17 protein-coding genes are annotated in these 13952 nt (G+C 69.4%); 11 read left to right on the top strand and 6 right to left on the bottom strand.

From position 1 onward, the window contains the following. Window positions 1–94: 94 nt before the first annotated feature. Window positions 95–868 (bottom strand): protein phosphatase 2C domain-containing protein, encoded by a 774-nt coding sequence (locus H5J31_RS23070; protein ID WP_181774719.1) that lies wholly within the window; start codon window positions 866–868, stop codon window positions 95–97. Window positions 869–929: 61 nt separating this feature from the next. Here H5J31_RS23070 and H5J31_RS23065 point away from each other — a divergent pair, with 61 nt between their 5' ends. Further along, a complete protein-coding gene (locus H5J31_RS23065) occupies window positions 930–1139 on the top strand; it encodes a sigma factor-like helix-turn-helix DNA-binding protein (RefSeq protein ID WP_004559389.1) in 210 nt (69 codons plus the stop codon). After that, a complete protein-coding gene (locus tag H5J31_RS23060; protein WP_181774718.1) occupies window positions 1139–1663 on the top strand; it encodes a Clp protease N-terminal domain-containing protein in 525 nt (174 codons plus the stop codon). Before H5J31_RS23065 ends, H5J31_RS23060 begins: the two co-directional genes overlap by 1 nt. Here the strand turns inward: H5J31_RS23060 and yczE are convergent. Continuing rightward, window positions 1660–2286 (bottom strand): membrane protein YczE, encoded by a 627-nt coding sequence (yczE, locus tag H5J31_RS23055; protein ID WP_181774717.1) that lies wholly within the window; start codon window positions 2284–2286, stop codon window positions 1660–1662. The genes H5J31_RS23060 and yczE overlap by 4 nt on opposite strands. 61 nt (window positions 2287–2347) lie before the next feature. Between yczE and yczR the strand changes: the two genes are divergently transcribed. After that, window positions 2348–3802 (top strand): MocR-like transcription factor YczR, encoded by a 1455-nt coding sequence (gene yczR / locus H5J31_RS23050; protein ID WP_181774716.1) that lies wholly within the window; start codon window positions 2348–2350, stop codon window positions 3800–3802. A 513-nt stretch (window positions 3803–4315) separates the two neighbouring features. Here the strand turns inward: yczR and H5J31_RS23045 are convergent. Next, window positions 4316–5437, bottom strand: a complete 1122-nt coding sequence (locus H5J31_RS23045) for a hypothetical protein (protein WP_181774715.1) — start codon at window positions 5435–5437, stop codon at window positions 4316–4318. Between the two features lie 365 nt (window positions 5438–5802). On the opposite strand from H5J31_RS23045, the gene H5J31_RS23040 reads away from it, so the two are divergent. Further along, window positions 5803–6276, top strand: a complete 474-nt coding sequence (locus H5J31_RS23040) for a sigma-70 family RNA polymerase sigma factor (protein ID WP_181774714.1) — start codon at window positions 5803–5805, stop codon at window positions 6274–6276. Window positions 6277–6291: 15 nt separating this feature from the next. On the opposite strand, the gene H5J31_RS23035 is transcribed toward H5J31_RS23040, so the two are convergent. Then, entirely contained in the window at window positions 6292–7455 is a 1164-nt protein-coding gene (locus H5J31_RS23035) for a pyridoxal phosphate-dependent aminotransferase (protein WP_181774713.1), read from the bottom strand. Window positions 7456–7484: 29 nt separating this feature from the next. Between H5J31_RS23035 and H5J31_RS23030 the strand changes: the two genes are divergently transcribed. Beyond that, window positions 7485–8783, top strand: a complete 1299-nt coding sequence (locus H5J31_RS23030) for a DUF445 domain-containing protein (protein ID WP_181774712.1) — start codon at window positions 7485–7487, stop codon at window positions 8781–8783. A gap of 193 nt (window positions 8784–8976) precedes the next feature. Here H5J31_RS23030 and H5J31_RS23025 read toward each other — a convergent pair whose 3' ends face one another. After that, window positions 8977–9477 (bottom strand): CGNR zinc finger domain-containing protein, encoded by a 501-nt coding sequence (locus H5J31_RS23025; protein WP_181774711.1) that lies wholly within the window; start codon window positions 9475–9477, stop codon window positions 8977–8979. A 60-nt stretch (window positions 9478–9537) separates the two neighbouring features. Here H5J31_RS23025 and H5J31_RS23020 point away from each other — a divergent pair, with 60 nt between their 5' ends. From H5J31_RS23020 to H5J31_RS23010, 3 genes are read left to right on the top strand one after another with little or no spacing between them, the layout of a single operon-like run. After that, window positions 9538–9906 (top strand): VOC family protein, encoded by a 369-nt coding sequence (locus tag H5J31_RS23020; protein ID WP_181774710.1) that lies wholly within the window; start codon window positions 9538–9540, stop codon window positions 9904–9906. A 33-nt stretch (window positions 9907–9939) separates the two neighbouring features. Next, entirely contained in the window at window positions 9940–10308 is a 369-nt protein-coding gene (locus tag H5J31_RS23015) for a TFIIB-type zinc ribbon-containing protein (protein ID WP_181774709.1), read from the top strand. Between the two features lie 2 nt (window positions 10309–10310). Next, window positions 10311–10946: an AAA family ATPase gene (locus H5J31_RS23010; RefSeq protein WP_181774708.1), complete on the top strand. Its 636-nt coding sequence runs from the start codon at window positions 10311–10313 to the stop codon at window positions 10944–10946. 241 nt (window positions 10947–11187) lie between these two features. On the opposite strand, the gene H5J31_RS23005 is transcribed toward H5J31_RS23010, so the two are convergent. Beyond that, window positions 11188–12339, bottom strand: coding sequence for a methyltransferase domain-containing protein (locus tag H5J31_RS23005; protein WP_181774707.1), 1152 nt, complete (start codon window positions 12337–12339; stop codon window positions 11188–11190). Window positions 12340–12489: 150 nt separating this feature from the next. On the opposite strand from H5J31_RS23005, the gene H5J31_RS23000 reads away from it, so the two are divergent. The 3 genes from H5J31_RS23000 to H5J31_RS22990 all read left to right on the top strand — a co-directional run bounded on the left by H5J31_RS23000 (window position 12490) and on the right by H5J31_RS22990 (window position 13944). Next, window positions 12490–12894: a helix-turn-helix domain-containing protein gene (locus tag H5J31_RS23000; RefSeq protein WP_181774750.1), complete on the top strand. Its 405-nt coding sequence runs from the start codon at window positions 12490–12492 to the stop codon at window positions 12892–12894. Next, window positions 12891–13565, top strand: coding sequence for a hypothetical protein (locus H5J31_RS22995; protein ID WP_181774706.1), 675 nt, complete (start codon window positions 12891–12893; stop codon window positions 13563–13565). Before H5J31_RS23000 ends, H5J31_RS22995 begins: the two co-directional genes overlap by 4 nt. Before the next feature lie 85 nt (window positions 13566–13650). Further along, window positions 13651–13944 carry a DUF2516 family protein gene (locus H5J31_RS22990; protein ID WP_181774705.1) on the top strand — a complete coding sequence of 98 codons (294 nt, stop codon included), beginning with the start codon at window positions 13651–13653 and terminating at the stop codon, window positions 13942–13944. Window positions 13945–13952: the final 8 nt, after the last annotated feature.

Below are 13952 nucleotides of genomic sequence, written 5' to 3'. Positions count from 1 at the left end.
AGCCAAGGTTTGGCCCGCGATCTTTCCCCAGGGAACGTCATACGTTCAGGGTGCGCCGGTGGCCGCGGCTTTTCGATCCGGGAAGCCCCCGGTTCTACCCTGGGGCTACCCCGAACTCGACCAGTACCAGTAGCTGGTCATCGTGCCTTTTCGCGCGCGGCCAGCGCTCGCCGTCGGGGTCGTGTTTCTCCGCCGTGCGGACCGCGTCCAAGACCGCGTCCGGACCACGCTTCCGGCTGATGGCGAGCACTTCCGGCCAATCGAACAGGTCGTATTCGTCGACCCCGATGGCGACGCCGTCCGTGGCCAGCAGCAGCGCTTCGACCTCCGAGCGCGGCCAACTCCGGCGGACGGCCTCGGCGGCCGCCTTCGGTTCCGCTTCGGCGACCCAGAAGCCACCCGGCGCGTTGCGTTTCGCGCGGACGTCGGCACCCGTGCGGAGCTGGCCGCCGTCGCGCAACGAGACCAGCCTGTCGTCGGTGAGCGGATCCGCCCCCGAGGGCCCGAACGCGACGATCGGGCTGTCGGCGAGCACCAGCCCGTCGACGGTCTCGTCGGTCCAGCGCGCGATCGCGACCGTGCTCGACGGCGAATGCCCCGGTTCGAGCCCCTCCCGCCGCGCGACGTCGGCGATCGACTCGGCCAGCAGCACCGTGAGATCGGCCTGCGGCTCCGCGCTCAGCGCCTCCGACAGGCTGTGCACGAGCAGGCTCGCGTACCAGCCGCCGGACGGCAGATCCGGATGCGGCGACGTCGCCCCGTCCAGCACCACCACGGCGTTGCCGAGCACGGCGACATGGTCTTCGGTCGGGCGTGGTGCTCCGTCCGCGCCGACTCCGTCCCTTTCCGCCACCTCGATTTCGGCCATGCCCCGACCCTAACTGTCAACTGGAGTTGACACGATGGGCATGTCAACGTAGGTTGACGTCATGACCGAAGCGACAGACCTGGCCGCGCGAGCGGGCGATCGGGACCCCCGCGTGGGGTTGCGCGCCGTCGCCGCCTTGCGCCGGCTGTTGGAACAACTCGAGGCCGTGCAGGTCCGCAGCGCGCGGGTGCACGGTTGGTCCTGGCAGGAGATCGCCGCCGAGCTGGGGGTCAGCAGGCAAGCGGTCCACAAGAAGTACGGGAGGCATTGATGTTCGAACGCTTCAGTCCTGAAGCCCGCGAAGTCGTCGTCGAGGCTCAGCGCGTCGCGTCGGACGAGGCGTCCGCCAACGTCGACCCGCTGCACCTGCTGACGTCACTCGCCCGGAACACGGAGGTGCTGACCGCGATGGGCTGCCCGGGCGACGAACTGGCCGACGATCTCCGGCGGGTGCGCCGCCGGGGCGGGATGAGCGACGCCGATGTCGAAGCCTTGAGCGGGTTCGGCATCGACGTCGAGCACATCGTCGACCGGGTGGAGCAGACCCACGGCGCCGGGGCGCTGGCCGGCGGAACACGCAGCGGGCGCGGCCACCGGCCCTTCACGCAGGAGGCCAAGAAGGTGCTGGCGCAGACCCTTCGCGAAACCCTCGACGTCGGCGACAAACGCATCGAAGGCGAACACCTCCTCCTCGCGCTGACCGCGATCCCGGGTGTCGCCGCCGACGTCCTCGCCCAGCGCGGCATCGACTACCTCGCCGTCCGCCGGCTGCTTGAGCGACGCCAGGCCAGCTAGCGGCGTTCCCGCCAGACGACCAGCGGCAGGAACGCCTGCGTGAGCGGTCCGATCGCGAGGGCGTAGAGGATCGTGCCGACGCCGACCGTGCCGCCGAGCAGCCAGCCGGCGGCCAGGACGGTGAGTTCGATCAGGGTGCGGACGAGGCGGATCGACTTGCCGGTCTTGGCCGCGAAACCGGTCATCAGGCCGTCGCGGGGGCCAGGGCCGAGGCGGGCGCCGACGTAGATCGCGGCGGCGAGGCCGTTCAGCACGACACCGGCGACGAGGTTGAAGATCTGCCAGCCGAGCACGTGCTGGTCCGGCAGGAAGAGCCGCACGAAATCGACGGTGAGCGAGATGATCACGATGTTGGCGACGGTGCCGATACCGGGCCGCTGACGCAGGGGGATCCACAGCAGGAGTACCGCGACCGACGCGATCGCCGTGACCGTGCCGAAGGTGAGCCCGGTGATCTTCATCAGGCCTTCGTGGAGCACGTCCCATGGGTCGAGGCCGAGGCCCGCCCTGGTCAGCATGGCCATGCTGCCGCCGTAGAGGGCGAGCCCGGCGACGAGCTGGATCGAGCGACGCGTCGTGTCGTGGGTGATGCCGACGGGCTTGAGGTCGAGTGTTTGTGCCACGACTGCACTATCAGGTGTAAGTGGCTTTGCTGACCATGGCCAATCCGCAATAATTGGCCTTATGGAACCGCTGATCCCGCTGACTGGACGCGTTTCGGGGCATAAATTGGCCCTCTTGCTGGGGAGTTGGCGGCAGAGTGGTTCTCGACACGGTGCCGCGGACCTCGCGGCGGCGGTCGAACTGCTGGTCCTCGACGGCAGGCTCCCGCTCGGCACGAAGCTTCCGGCCGAGCGGGAGCTCGCCGACGCGCTGGAGGTCAGCCGCACGCTGATCGGTGCCGCGCTCGACAAACTGCGGGCCGACGGGCTGGTCGCCAGCCGTCGCGGCGCCGGATCGTGGATCGCCTCGCCCGGCGGGCGCGGGCGCGAGCCGTTCGCGCCGTCCGGTGAGGACCTCATCGACCTCGCCCAGGCTTGCCCGCCCGCCATCCCCGGCCTGGTCCCGGCCGTGGACGCCGCTCGGAAGGCGCTGGTCGACCACCTCGGCGACAACGGCTATCACGTGCGCGGCCTGCGGATCCTGCGTGAGCGAATCGCCCGCCGGTACACCGAACGCGGTCTGCCGACGAACGCCGACCAGGTCATGGTCACCAACGGCTCACATCACGCGTTCGTGCAGATCCTGCGGATGCTGGCCGGTCCGGGCGATCGCGTGCTGGTCGAGCAGCCGACGTACCCGAACGCGCTCGAAGCCATCGGCGCCGCACACGCCATCCCGGTGCCCGTGCCGCTGGACCCGGCCACCGGCTGGGACGTCGTCGGGATCGAGGCCGCGCTGCGGCAGGCGGCGCCGAGGCTCGCGTACTTCGTCGTGGACTTCCAGAACCCGACCGGCCTGCGCCTGGACGCGGCCGGACGGGAACGGCTCGCCGCCGCGCTGAGCCGCGCGAGGACCCCGGTGATCATCGACGAGACCCTGGTCGAACTGGACCTGGAAGGCGATCCGGTCGACGGCCCGCCGCCGTTGGGCGCGTTCGCGGGCGATCTCGGCATCACGATCGGCTCGGCGTCGAAGTCGCATTGGGCGGGCTTGCGGCTCGGCTGGATCCGCGCTTCGGAGGACGTCATCGGCAGGCTGGTCGCGGCCCGTTTCGCCGTCGATCTGGGCTCGCCGGTGTTCGAGCAACTGGTGCTCGCCGAACTGCTCGACGACGGCGGGGCCGCGCTGACGTATCGCCGCGAGGAGACGCTGGCCCTGCGTGACGCGCTGACCGGGGCGCTGAACTGGTACTGCCCGGAGTGGACGTTCACCGTGCCGCCGGGCGGGCTTTCGCTGTGGTGCCGGCTGCCGGAGCCGATGAGCACGCGGCTGGCCGTCGCGGCGGCGGGGCACGGGGTGCAGGTGGCGCCGGGCTCGCGCTTCGGCGTCCACGGCGGTTTGGAGCGCTGGCTGCGGCTGCCGTTCGCGCTGCCCGCCGACAGGCTCTTCGAGGCGGTCCGGAGGCTGGGCACGGCCGCCGCCTCGGTCTCCGCGACCCCCGCGACGGTCTCTCCCGTCGCCGTCCAGGTCACCTGACCTCCCGCATTTAGTCCTCTGAATGCGGTAGTTGCGCGAGCAAGTACCGCATCCAGAGGACGAAACGCGGGCGAAAACGGAACAACCGGTGCGCCGGCGGGGCGGCCGATGCTCCAGGGAGGGCATCGGCGCCGCACGACCGGCGCACCGGCTATCCGGCCCGCCCCGGAGCCGAAACTCCGGGACGGGCACCGCGGCGGTTACCCGGCACAGCCCCTCGACGTGCCGGGAACCGCCCGCGGTTCAGGTGGTCTTCGAGCTTGGCCGGCTCCTGCTCGGCGCGGTGAGCAGAAGCCCCCGAAGTCCACCCGGTGCTGGTCCCGGCGCCGCAGGGGCAGCGCGGCGCCGGGGCCGGGATCCGAACCGGCCGGGCGCGGTCGGCCGTTCGGGAAGACAAGGGGATGCCTGAAAGAGGGCAGGCGAAAACGCGACTTATGCCAGGGACTTCAGAGGACGTCGAAAACCGAAGTTGATCTTGGTTTGGACGTGGTTCTCCCCGGCGACCCGGTCAGGTCAGTCGGGGGAGGTGGCGGGAAGCGCGGCTTCCCGTCCGGTGCGCTCGCCTTCGTGGTCGCAGCCGGCTCCGATGAGCTTCAGCTGCGTGGCGGGCATTCCGGAGTCGAGCACGGCGAGCGGCCCGCGGCCACCGCCGGAGTTGTCGTGCCCGGGGTGGGCGTTCGTCGTGGGCGCGAGCGGCGCCACCGGGGTGCTCGGCAGGCCACCGCCACCGCCCGAGCCGCCGCCGTCGCGAGACGCGTGCGTGTCGGACTCGACGGGAGCGGCCGGTTCGGTCTGCTTTTCGAGCTGGACCCGGGTGGGCAGCGTGACGCGGTGGTTCTGGGTGGCCGCCGGAGCGGGCGTCTCGGCCGGGACGAACGGACGCGGGGCCGGGACGACCGGCGCGGGCTCGCTCGGCAGCAGGTTCTTCGCCGGGACCGCGATGGTGACCGATCCGCTGGCGGAATCGCCCGAACCGCCGCCGAAGACCGGGTCGAGCACGTCGCCGACGCCCGGGAGGATCGTCGGCTTACCCGGGTCGGAGGGATCCGGCGTGAGGATCGGCACGACGACCTTCTCACCGATTCCGCCGACGACGCCGGTGACGGTTTCGAGCACTCCGCCGACGGTGTTCGTGACGACGTCGAGGACGCCGCCGATGAGACCGCCCAGCAGGCCGTTGGACGCCTGCGGCTGCGTGTCCTTCGTGGACTTCTCGGCGGGTTCCGAAGAAGTGGTCGACTTCTCCACGGAATTCGCGCTCGAAACGGCTTTGTCCTCGACGGTGGCCTCAAGCTCCTCGCTCGCGGCGGGGGCGGGCTCTTCCGTCTTGGTTTCCGGAGTGGCTTCGGGGGTTTCGGCGGGTTTCTTGGCCTCGACCGTGCCGGAGTCCGAAGTGGACTCGTCCTCGGTAGTCGTTTTCCCGGATTCGGTTTCCTTCGACGGCTGGACGACGGAGGTCTCCGGCGTCGAGTAGGTCGGGGAGGTCGGGGGCGTCGCTTCTTCGGCCGAAGCCGGGGTGCTGAGGACGGCGCTGAGAATCCAGCCGGAAAGCGCGAGACCGCCCGCGAAAAGGATCCGGGCGCCCGCCCTCGACGGCACGAGGCCGCGACGGTGCACGACTGCCGCACCACTCACAGCAACCACCACCGTCCGCGCCTGAAACCCACGTTTTCCGCGTGAGTTCGATCTTGCTTGGGGTCTCTTCCAGTCAGGTCGCAGTTCCCCCGGGGCTGCACCAGTTTTAGCACCGGAGGGGAGTGTTTCACCTCTGCCGCCTCCGATCCAGCCCGTTAGGCGGAACGACGCAACCGGCTCCGGTGCCTGGAGTACCGAAGTTGATCACTCTCGGTATGTGCGCGGCGGCCATCCGGGCACGGGTGGAACTACTCAAATCATGGGTGACCTGACCTTTTCCGGATCCTCGCTGCGGTGTGTGCCGTCGAAGTCGCGTTCGGTGATCGAGCGGGCGGACCTGAGCCGCCGCGAGGGGAGTGTCCGCGATGTGGGACGTGAACGCGGTGTCGGCGGCGGTGTACCGAGCGCTGAAGGCCTACCGGCTGAACGACGCCGACGCGAGGGACATCTGTCAGGAGGCTTGGCTCGAACTGCTCCGCGTGCCGGGCGCGCTGCGTGACGAAGCGAAGCTCCGGGCTTGGCTGACGACCACCGCGCGCCGTCGTGCGCTCCGGTTGATCACCAGGAACAAGCGCGAAACGCCGCAGCCGCCGCCCGGCCCGGAGACGACTCCGGAGGCCGAGGTCGTCCGTGCCGAACGCGACCGCGCGCTCTGGGCGGCGGTCGACCGGTTGCCGGACGTGCACCGGCGGCTGATGTGGCTGCTCGCGCACCGGCCGGAACTGAGCTACGCCCAGCTCGCCGGGGAACTGGGGATCAGTCCGGCCAGTGTGGGCAGGCTGCGAAGACGGTGCCTCGACCGCCTCAGACGTGCGCTCGAAGTCGGCGGGTGGGCTTGACGCTCATCGGACCAATCACTTCAGTTTGCGCAATCGGGTGACCGCTTCGTCGATGACCTCGTTGCGTTTGCAGAACGCGAAACGCAGAAGGTGTTTCCACTCGTCCGGGTGATCGGTGAACACCTTTACGGGCACGGCCGCCACGCCCACCCGTTCGGGGAGCTCCCAGGCAAGCTCCGCGGCGTCCTCGAAGCCGAGCGGGCGGACGTCGACGCAGATGAAGTACGTCCCGGCGGTCGGCCGCACGGCGAAGCCGGCTTCCGCGAGTCCGGCGGCGAGCCGGTCCCGCTTTCCCTGGAGGCTCGTGCGCAGGTCCTCGGCCCACGGCAGTTCGTGGTCCAGCGCGTGGGCGACGGCCGGTTGCAACGGCCCACCCGAGACGAACGTGATGAACTGCTTCGCCGCCTTCACGGCCGCGACGAGCTCGGGGCTCGCGCAGACCCAGCCGATCTTCCAGCCGGTGCAGTTGAACGTCTTGCCGGCACTGGAGATCGAGACCGTGCGCTCCCGCATACCGGGAAAGGTCGCGAGCGGGAAGTGCTCGGCGTCGTCGAACACCAGGTGCTCGTACACCTCGTCGGTGATCGCGATCAGGTCGTGCTCCACGCAGAGCGCGGCGACGGCCTCCAGTTCGGCCCGCGTGAACACGGTTCCGGTCGGGTTGTGCGGCGAGTTGATCAGGATCGCCCTGGTCCTGGGGCTCACCGCGGCGCGGAGGCCCTCGACGTCCAGGGCGAACCGCCCGTCGCGTTCCACCAGCCCGACGACGCGCCGTTCGGCACCCGCCATGGCGACCGCGGCGGCGTAGGAGTCGTAGTACGGCTCGATGACGATGACCTCGTCGCCCGCCTGCGTCAGCGCGATCAGCGACGCCGCGATGGCCTCGGTCGCCCCGGCGGTGACCAGGATCTCCGTGTCGGGGTCGTATTCGACGCCGTAGCGGCGCCGGTGCCGCGCGATCGCCGCGCGCAGTTCCGGCCGTCCCGGCCCCGGCGGGTACTGGTTCGCGCCGCCGAACAGCGCGTTCTTGGCGGCGTCGAGCATTCCGGCGGGGCCGTCGGTGTCGGGAAAACCCTGGCCGAGGTTGACGGCGTCGTGGCGGACGGCCAGTGCCGTCATCTCCGCGAAGATGGTCGACGTGAAGGGCTGGAGGCGGGGTACGAGGACAGGTTCGCGCACGATCAGCCATCCTCACGGACAATGGCCGTGTGGAGCAACTGACGCCCGCCAAGGTGACCCCAGCCGATCCGCCCGGTGGACTCGCCGCCGAGGAGGCCAAACGCCTCGGCCTGCGCAAGATGAAAATGGTCGCGCTGTCGTTCCTGCTGGGTGCGACGGTGGTCTTCCTGCTGGCCGGCTGGGCGCAGTCCGCCGGCTGGCCGGGATGGGTCGGCTACGTCCGTGCCGCCGCCGAAGCCGGGATGGTCGGCGCGCTGGCCGACTGGTTCGCGGTGACCGCGTTGTTCCGGCATCCGCTCGGGATCAAGATCCCGCATACGGCGATCATCCCGAACAAGAAGGACGCGCTGGGCAGCAGTCTCGGTGACTTCGTCGGCTCGAACTTCCTGTCCGAGTCCGTCGTCCGCGACAAGCTGAGCCGGGTCGAGGTCTCGAAGCGGCTCGGCGGCTGGCTCTCGCAGCCGGAGAACGCCGAGCGCGTGACGTCCGAGCTGGCCACTGTCGTGCGCGCGGCCGTACGGGTCCTCCGTGACGAAGACGTCCAGGCGATCATGGAACAGGCCGTGGTCCGGCGGATCGTGGACAAGCCGTGGGGGCCGCCGCTGGGCAAGATCCTGGCAGGCGTGTTCGCCGACGGGGCGCACCACAAACTCGTCGACCTGATGTGCGACCGCGGCTACGAATGGGTGCGGGACAACCACACGACGATGCTGCGCGTGGTCTCGGACCGCGCGCCCAGCTGGTCGCCGAAGTTCGTCGACGAGATGCTCGCGGACAAGGTCTACGGCGAGGTGCTTTCGTTCGCGTGGGCGGTGAAGACCGACGTCAACCACCCCATGCGGCTGGCGCTGGACAAGTTCCTCGGCGAGTTCGCCCAGGACCTGCAGACCAACCCCGAGGTGATGGCGCGCGCCGAAGCGGTCAAGTCCCAGATGCTGGGGCACGACGAGGTGCAGAAGCTGATCGGCTCGGCCTGGGCGACGGCCAAGGAGATGCTGCTCAACGCCGCCGAAGACCCGTCGAGCGAACTGCGTCGCCGGGTGCGGACCGGCCTCGAGGCCCTGGGCGAGCGCCTGGTCTCCGACGACCACATCCGGTCCAAGGTGGACAACTGGGTCGAGGGGGCGGCGACCTACCTGGTCACCAACTACTCCCAGGAGATCACCACGATCATCACCGACACCGTCGAACGCTGGGACGCCGAGGAGACCTCGCGCAAGATCGAGCTCCAGGTGGGCCGGGATCTGCAGTTCATCCGGATCAACGGCACGGTGGTCGGCGCGCTCGCCGGACTGGTCATCTACGCGATCGCGCAGCTGCTCTTTTGAGCGGGAAACGCCTATACCACACTCCGGAGGCCTCGCCGGGAGTTGTCCACAGGAAGTGGAGTCATCCCCAGGGTTATCCACAGCATTTCACGTTTTTGGCCTAACGCTGTGCACAACCCCTGGGGGTAACTCGGGGGTGGGTGACCCCAGAAGTTGTGGTGCGGGGGCGGTGAGGACTCGCCCTCCGCGCCGCTCAGGTCGAGACGTCCGCCGTTCGCGCCCGCCAGGCCCGCGCCTTCTCCCGGTTCCCGCAAGACCGCATCGAGCACCACGTCCGCGACCGGTTCCGCGATTCGTCGTAGAAGGCCCAGAGGCAGTCGTCGGCCGGGCAGATCTTGAGGCGGATCCACTCGCCGAGCACGGCCAGCCGGGTCGAGGCCGCCATCACCGCTTCTCTGGCCGTTTCCGAGACCAGGAGCGGGCCTTCGGGGCCGAGGACGATCTCCGCGGGCGCGCGCAGGCCCAGCCGGGGCAGCCGCGGATCGCCGATCGCCGCGCGCAGCGCGTCCCGGGTTTCGCGGGCGGCCGCGGGAGTATCCGCTCGCAGCCGGTGTTCGTGGGCCCAGCGTTGCCAGGTCTCCAGATCGTCCAGGAGGTCGGTGCCGCGTTCGACGTTCACCGTATTCAGAAACTCGACCACCAGGGACGCGTCGGTGTTCACCTCGCCCAGTGTACGGGCGAGACCGGTTGTCATCGGCCGCGATAACCCACATACTCGGTTCACTGGTTACTCGATCTTTCTGGAGGCTGAACCATGGGTGCGGTACCGACCTTCGGCGCGGTGGCCCTCGACTGCCCGGACCCGGTCGCGCTGGCGGAGTTCTACCGCGAGCTGCTCGACTGGGAAGCCGCGGAAGTCGCCGAGGACGGCCATTGGGTGACGCTGCGGAATCCGCGGGGCGGTGCGCGGCTCTCGTTCCAGCGGGTTCCGGACTACCGGCCGCCCGCGTGGCCGTCGGCGGAGAACCCGCAGCAGGCGCATGTCGATCTCGACGTCACCGACCTCGAAGCGGGCCACGTGCGCGCGCTCGCCATCGGCGCGAAGCTGCTCGACGACACCCCGAAGGACTTCCGGGTGTACGCGGATCCGGCCGGTCATCCGTTTTGTCTGTGTGCCTGCTGACCTCGGACGCGAAAAATGCGTAATCTCTGATACGTGATTTGTCCGAAGTGCCAGAACGCCATGAAGACCGTCGACAAGAACGGTATCCACATCGACCAGTGCCAGGGATGCCGCGGCATCTTCCTGGACCGGGGCGAGCTGGAAGCCATCGCCGGTGCCGAGAGCTCGTACTACGGGGGGCACCAGCCTCCGCCGTACCAGGGAGGTGGACACGCGCCGGCCCCGCACTACGGCCGCCCGGACTCGCCGCGCCCGCACCGCGGCGGTTACGCCGACTCGCCCAAGGGCTACCGGGATTCACCGAAGGGCTACCGCGGTGGCGGCTACGGCCGCTCGGATTCCCCGCACGCGTACGGCCACAAGCGTCGTAAGGGCGGCTTCCTCGAAGGCCTCTTCGACTGACCGTGGTCCTCGATCTCAAGATCTGCCCGGCCTGCGGCGATCGTGCCGAACGGCCACAAGTCGAGAGCGGGCTGCTGGTGTGCGCGGAATGCGCGCACCGGTGGCCGTTCCGGCGGCTCCCGCTGTTCGCGCTGACCGGGCCGAGCGGAGCGGGTAAATCGACGGTCGGGCCGCGGCTGGCTCAGCGGCTCGGCGATCTCGCGCTCGTGGTCGAGCAGGACGTGCTGTGGACCGGGGCGTTGCGTGACGACGTCCCCGGCCATCCCGCGTTCCGGTCGACCTGGCTGCGGATGGCCGCGATGCTGCACCAGAACGGGCGGCCGGTCGTGCTCTGCGGCACCGTCGCGCCGCCCGAGTTCGAGCAGTTGCCCGAGCGCGTCTTCTTCTCCGACATCCACTACCTGGCGCTCGTCAGCGAGCCGGACGCGCTCCGCAAACGCTTGCTGGCGCGGCCCGCCTGGCGTGAGTGGGACGAGGAGCGCGTCGAGGAGATGCTGGAGTTCAACGAGTGGCTGCAGGCCGAAGCGCCGTCGCTGCGGCCGCCGGTCTCCTTGTTCGACACCACCCATGTGCCGGTGGACGTCGCCGTCGACCACGTCGAGAGGTGGGTCCGGGGCCTGCTCGGGAGAGAGTCGTGAGTGATAAGGGTCGTTCTAATGAGCAGAAAGGCAAAGGTGGCGTGTTCTGCCGGTCGCCCGCACGCCGACCTCGGGTGTTGCGAAAGCCACTTTCGCAACGTTGAAGGTTGCGAAAGTGGCTTTCGCAACACCCGGGACTCCGCCGCCCACGAGGACCGCAAGACCCGCGTCGAAGGGGACCTTCCCCTCACGACACCTTTGCCTTACCCCTCAATAACCCTCCTCATCACTCACGACCCGGTCAGTCCGCTGGAGACCCGGCCACACCGCATAACGGCCAGGTGGGGCCCTCGGGCGAATCCAGCCAGATCACCTGGTCTTCGCCGTCGAGGCTGAGCCCGAACCGGTCTCGCCATGGCTGACCGAGGTCCAGCCATTCCTCCTGCGCGCGCTCGACGCGTTCCCAGAGCCGCCGCGGCCCGCCTTCCGCGACTTCGAACTCGCGGCCTCTTCGCCGATGCCGGACCCAGGAGCCGTCGGGGTGGACGAGGGCGGTGTTCTCTCCGTCTCGCAACGCCGAAACCCCGGGGAGTTGCAGCCCGGCGAAGAACTCGAAGCGGCTGCGGACCTCGGTGATGGCACCGATCGGGAGTGACGTCGTCCGCCAGTCGAGGTCGCTGTCGGGCAGCTTCGACGGTTTGAGCCGGTGCGCGCGCAGCGGCATGAACCGGCCGTCCCTGGCGAGGACGCGGCCGTGTCCCGTCGCGCCCTCGCCCGCGACGATCCGGACGAGTCCGCCGCCGATCGGCCGGTTCAGCGTGGTGACGATCAGTCCGCCCGGCACCGTCTGCTCCAGCCACGCGGGCGGGATCGACGACACCGAACAAGTGCAGAGGACCCGGTCGTAGAGCACGCCCACCGGGAAACCCTCGGCGCCGTCGGCCGCGACGCAGGAAGGCGCGTACCCGGCCTCCGCGAGCCGCTTGCGCGCGGCGTCCACCAGTTCCGGGTCGATGTCCACTGTGTACACGAGCCCGGAGCCGAGCCGCTGGCACAGCAGGGCGGCGTTGTAGCCGGTGCCCGTGCCGATCTCCAGTACGCGATGTCCGTCGGCGACCCGGAGCTCTTCGAGCATGATCGCCATGATCGAAGGCTGGCTCGAAGAACTCGTCGGTGTCCCCGGTTGCGCGCCCAGATACCGCGCCCGTTCCCAGAGCCCGGAATCGTCGTCGAGCTGGATGACGAGCACGTCGGGGGAGTAGGCGCGCACCAGCCAGCCGTCGTCGCCGTTCTGGACCGCGGCCCAGCCGTTGGCCGCCGGGACGAAGAATCGCGGCAGGAAGACGTGCCGGGGCACGGTGCGGAACGCGGTCATCCAGCGCGCGTCGTGCAGCACGCCTTCGGCGAGCAGATGCTCGACGAGGCGCCGCCGTAGCCGCGTCGCGCTCGACATCCCTCCACCGTAGCGGGTGAGCACCAACACACCCGATGGTTGCAAGCAGAGTGCTTGCAATAGCTAGCACTCGCGCGTAGCGTTGAAGACGTCGCGAGGAGGTGACCGATGTCAGACACCAACCGGGATCAGCCCACATCGGGCGGACCGATGGAGAAGGTCGCGGACATCGCTTCCGACATCGGCGAGTACATCCGCCAGCAGCGCAGCACGGCGAAGATCTCCTTGCGGCAGCTGTCGAAACTCGCCGGCGTGTCCAATCCGTACCTCAGTCAGATCGAGCGCGGGGTCCGCAAACCCAGCGCGGAGATCCTGCAGCAGATCGCCAAGGGCCTGCGTATTTCGGCCGAGGCGCTCTACGTGCAAGCGGGAATCCTCGATCTGCCCACGGGCGGCCCGGTCGGCGATTCGATCCGCGCCGACGCGGAGCTGACCGAGCGGCAGAAGCAGGTCCTGCTCGACGTCTACGAATCGTTCCGCCGCGAGAACGCCGCCGCCAAGCCCGAACAGGCGGAAACCACAGACCAAGAAGCCGAATCCAAGGAGTCAGCATGACCACGGCCACGAAGACCGACCGCAAGCACACCGCCCTCGACCAGGTCCGCACGCCGCTGCTGGCCGCGCTGGGCGCCGGGAACCTCGCCGGACAGGCCGTCATCGACGCCGTCGGCAAGGCCCGCGAGAAGGTCGTCGAGAGCAGCGAGACCGCCCGCAAGAACATCGAAGAGATCCCGCACGACGTCGAGGGCCTTCGCGAGAAGCTGGACCCGGCCGAGCTGCGCAAGGTCATCGACGAGTACACCGAGGCCGCGCTGAAGCTGTACAACAAGCTGGCCGAGTCCGGTGAGCAGGCGTGGGACAAGATCGCCGCGCAGCCGCAGGTCAAGAAGGCCATCGAGCAGCTCGAGGACGCGCTGACCACCGCGCAGGACCGCGTCGAAGGCGCCACCACCGACGCCCGCGAGCGCATCGACACCGTGCTCGGCAAGGTCACCAAGGGCACCCGCTCGGTGGGCGAGAAGACCGCCCGCAAGGTCACCGAGGTCGCCGGCGAGATCGCCGACGAGGTCGAGGAGATCGGTGACGACCTCGCGCACGAGACCCGCTCCGCTTCGCGCAAGGTCGCCAACAAGACCGCGCCGAAGACCGTGACCCCGGCGCGCCGCACCACCACCGGCCCGGCCGCCAAGAAGCCGGCCACCGCGCCGAAGACGACCGAGAAGTAAGGTCCGCGTGAACCCCAGGGCCCCTGGTACCGGCTTCGGTACCAGGGGCCCGGGTCATTCGCCCGGTTTGACGTAAGCTGACTTCGTGTTCGTTGCCACCTGGATCCTCTTCGCCATCCACTGGGGCGGCGCATTCACCGGCCTCTTCGCGTTCGTACACGCGCTTCTCCAGCGTGCCGACGCGTATTCGGCCGCCGATCGCAAGACCAAACCCATCTGGATGCTCATCACCGGCGGGTCCACCGCGGTGCTGACCATCTTCGAGTTCTACGGCGGCGGCATGATCCTGTGGCTGCCCGCCCTGGTCGCGGTCCTGGTCTATCTCGTGGACGTCCGCCCCAAGCTCATCGAGGTCCAGCGCGGCGGCCGTAGCTGGTGATTAGGGTG

It is taken from the genome of Amycolatopsis pittospori (assembly GCF_013870525.1).
GTDB classification, from domain to species: domain Bacteria; phylum Actinomycetota; class Actinomycetes; order Mycobacteriales; family Pseudonocardiaceae; genus Amycolatopsis; species Amycolatopsis pittospori.
The sequence above is the reverse complement of the archived record's forward strand: the minus strand, read 5'-3'. Positions and strand labels throughout refer to the sequence as shown.

What these genes read in the sequence shown, in the direction of transcription:
- H5J31_RS23070 (WP_181774719.1), bottom strand. Translation starts at nt 868, where the DNA reads ATGGCCGAAATCGAGGTGGCGGAAAGGGACGGAGTCGGCGCGGACGGA.
- H5J31_RS23065 (WP_004559389.1), top strand. Translation starts at nt 930, where the DNA reads ATGACCGAAGCGACAGACCTGGCCGCGCGAGCGGGCGATCGGGACCCC.
- H5J31_RS23060 (WP_181774718.1), top strand. Translation starts at nt 1,139, where the DNA reads ATGTTCGAACGCTTCAGTCCTGAAGCCCGCGAAGTCGTCGTCGAGGCT.
- yczR (WP_181774716.1), top strand. Translation starts at nt 2,348, where the DNA reads ATGGAACCGCTGATCCCGCTGACTGGACGCGTTTCGGGGCATAAATTG.
- H5J31_RS23040 (WP_181774714.1), top strand. Translation starts at nt 5,803, where the DNA reads ATGTGGGACGTGAACGCGGTGTCGGCGGCGGTGTACCGAGCGCTGAAG.
- H5J31_RS23025 (WP_181774711.1), bottom strand. Translation starts at nt 9,477, where the DNA reads ATGACAACCGGTCTCGCCCGTACACTGGGCGAGGTGAACACCGACGCG.
- H5J31_RS23020 (WP_181774710.1), top strand. Translation starts at nt 9,538, where the DNA reads ATGGGTGCGGTACCGACCTTCGGCGCGGTGGCCCTCGACTGCCCGGAC.
- H5J31_RS23005 (WP_181774707.1), bottom strand. Translation starts at nt 12,339, where the DNA reads ATGTCGAGCGCGACGCGGCTACGGCGGCGCCTCGTCGAGCATCTGCTC.
- H5J31_RS23000 (WP_181774750.1), top strand. Translation starts at nt 12,490, where the DNA reads ATGGAGAAGGTCGCGGACATCGCTTCCGACATCGGCGAGTACATCCGC.
- H5J31_RS22995 (WP_181774706.1), top strand. Translation starts at nt 12,891, where the DNA reads ATGACCACGGCCACGAAGACCGACCGCAAGCACACCGCCCTCGACCAG.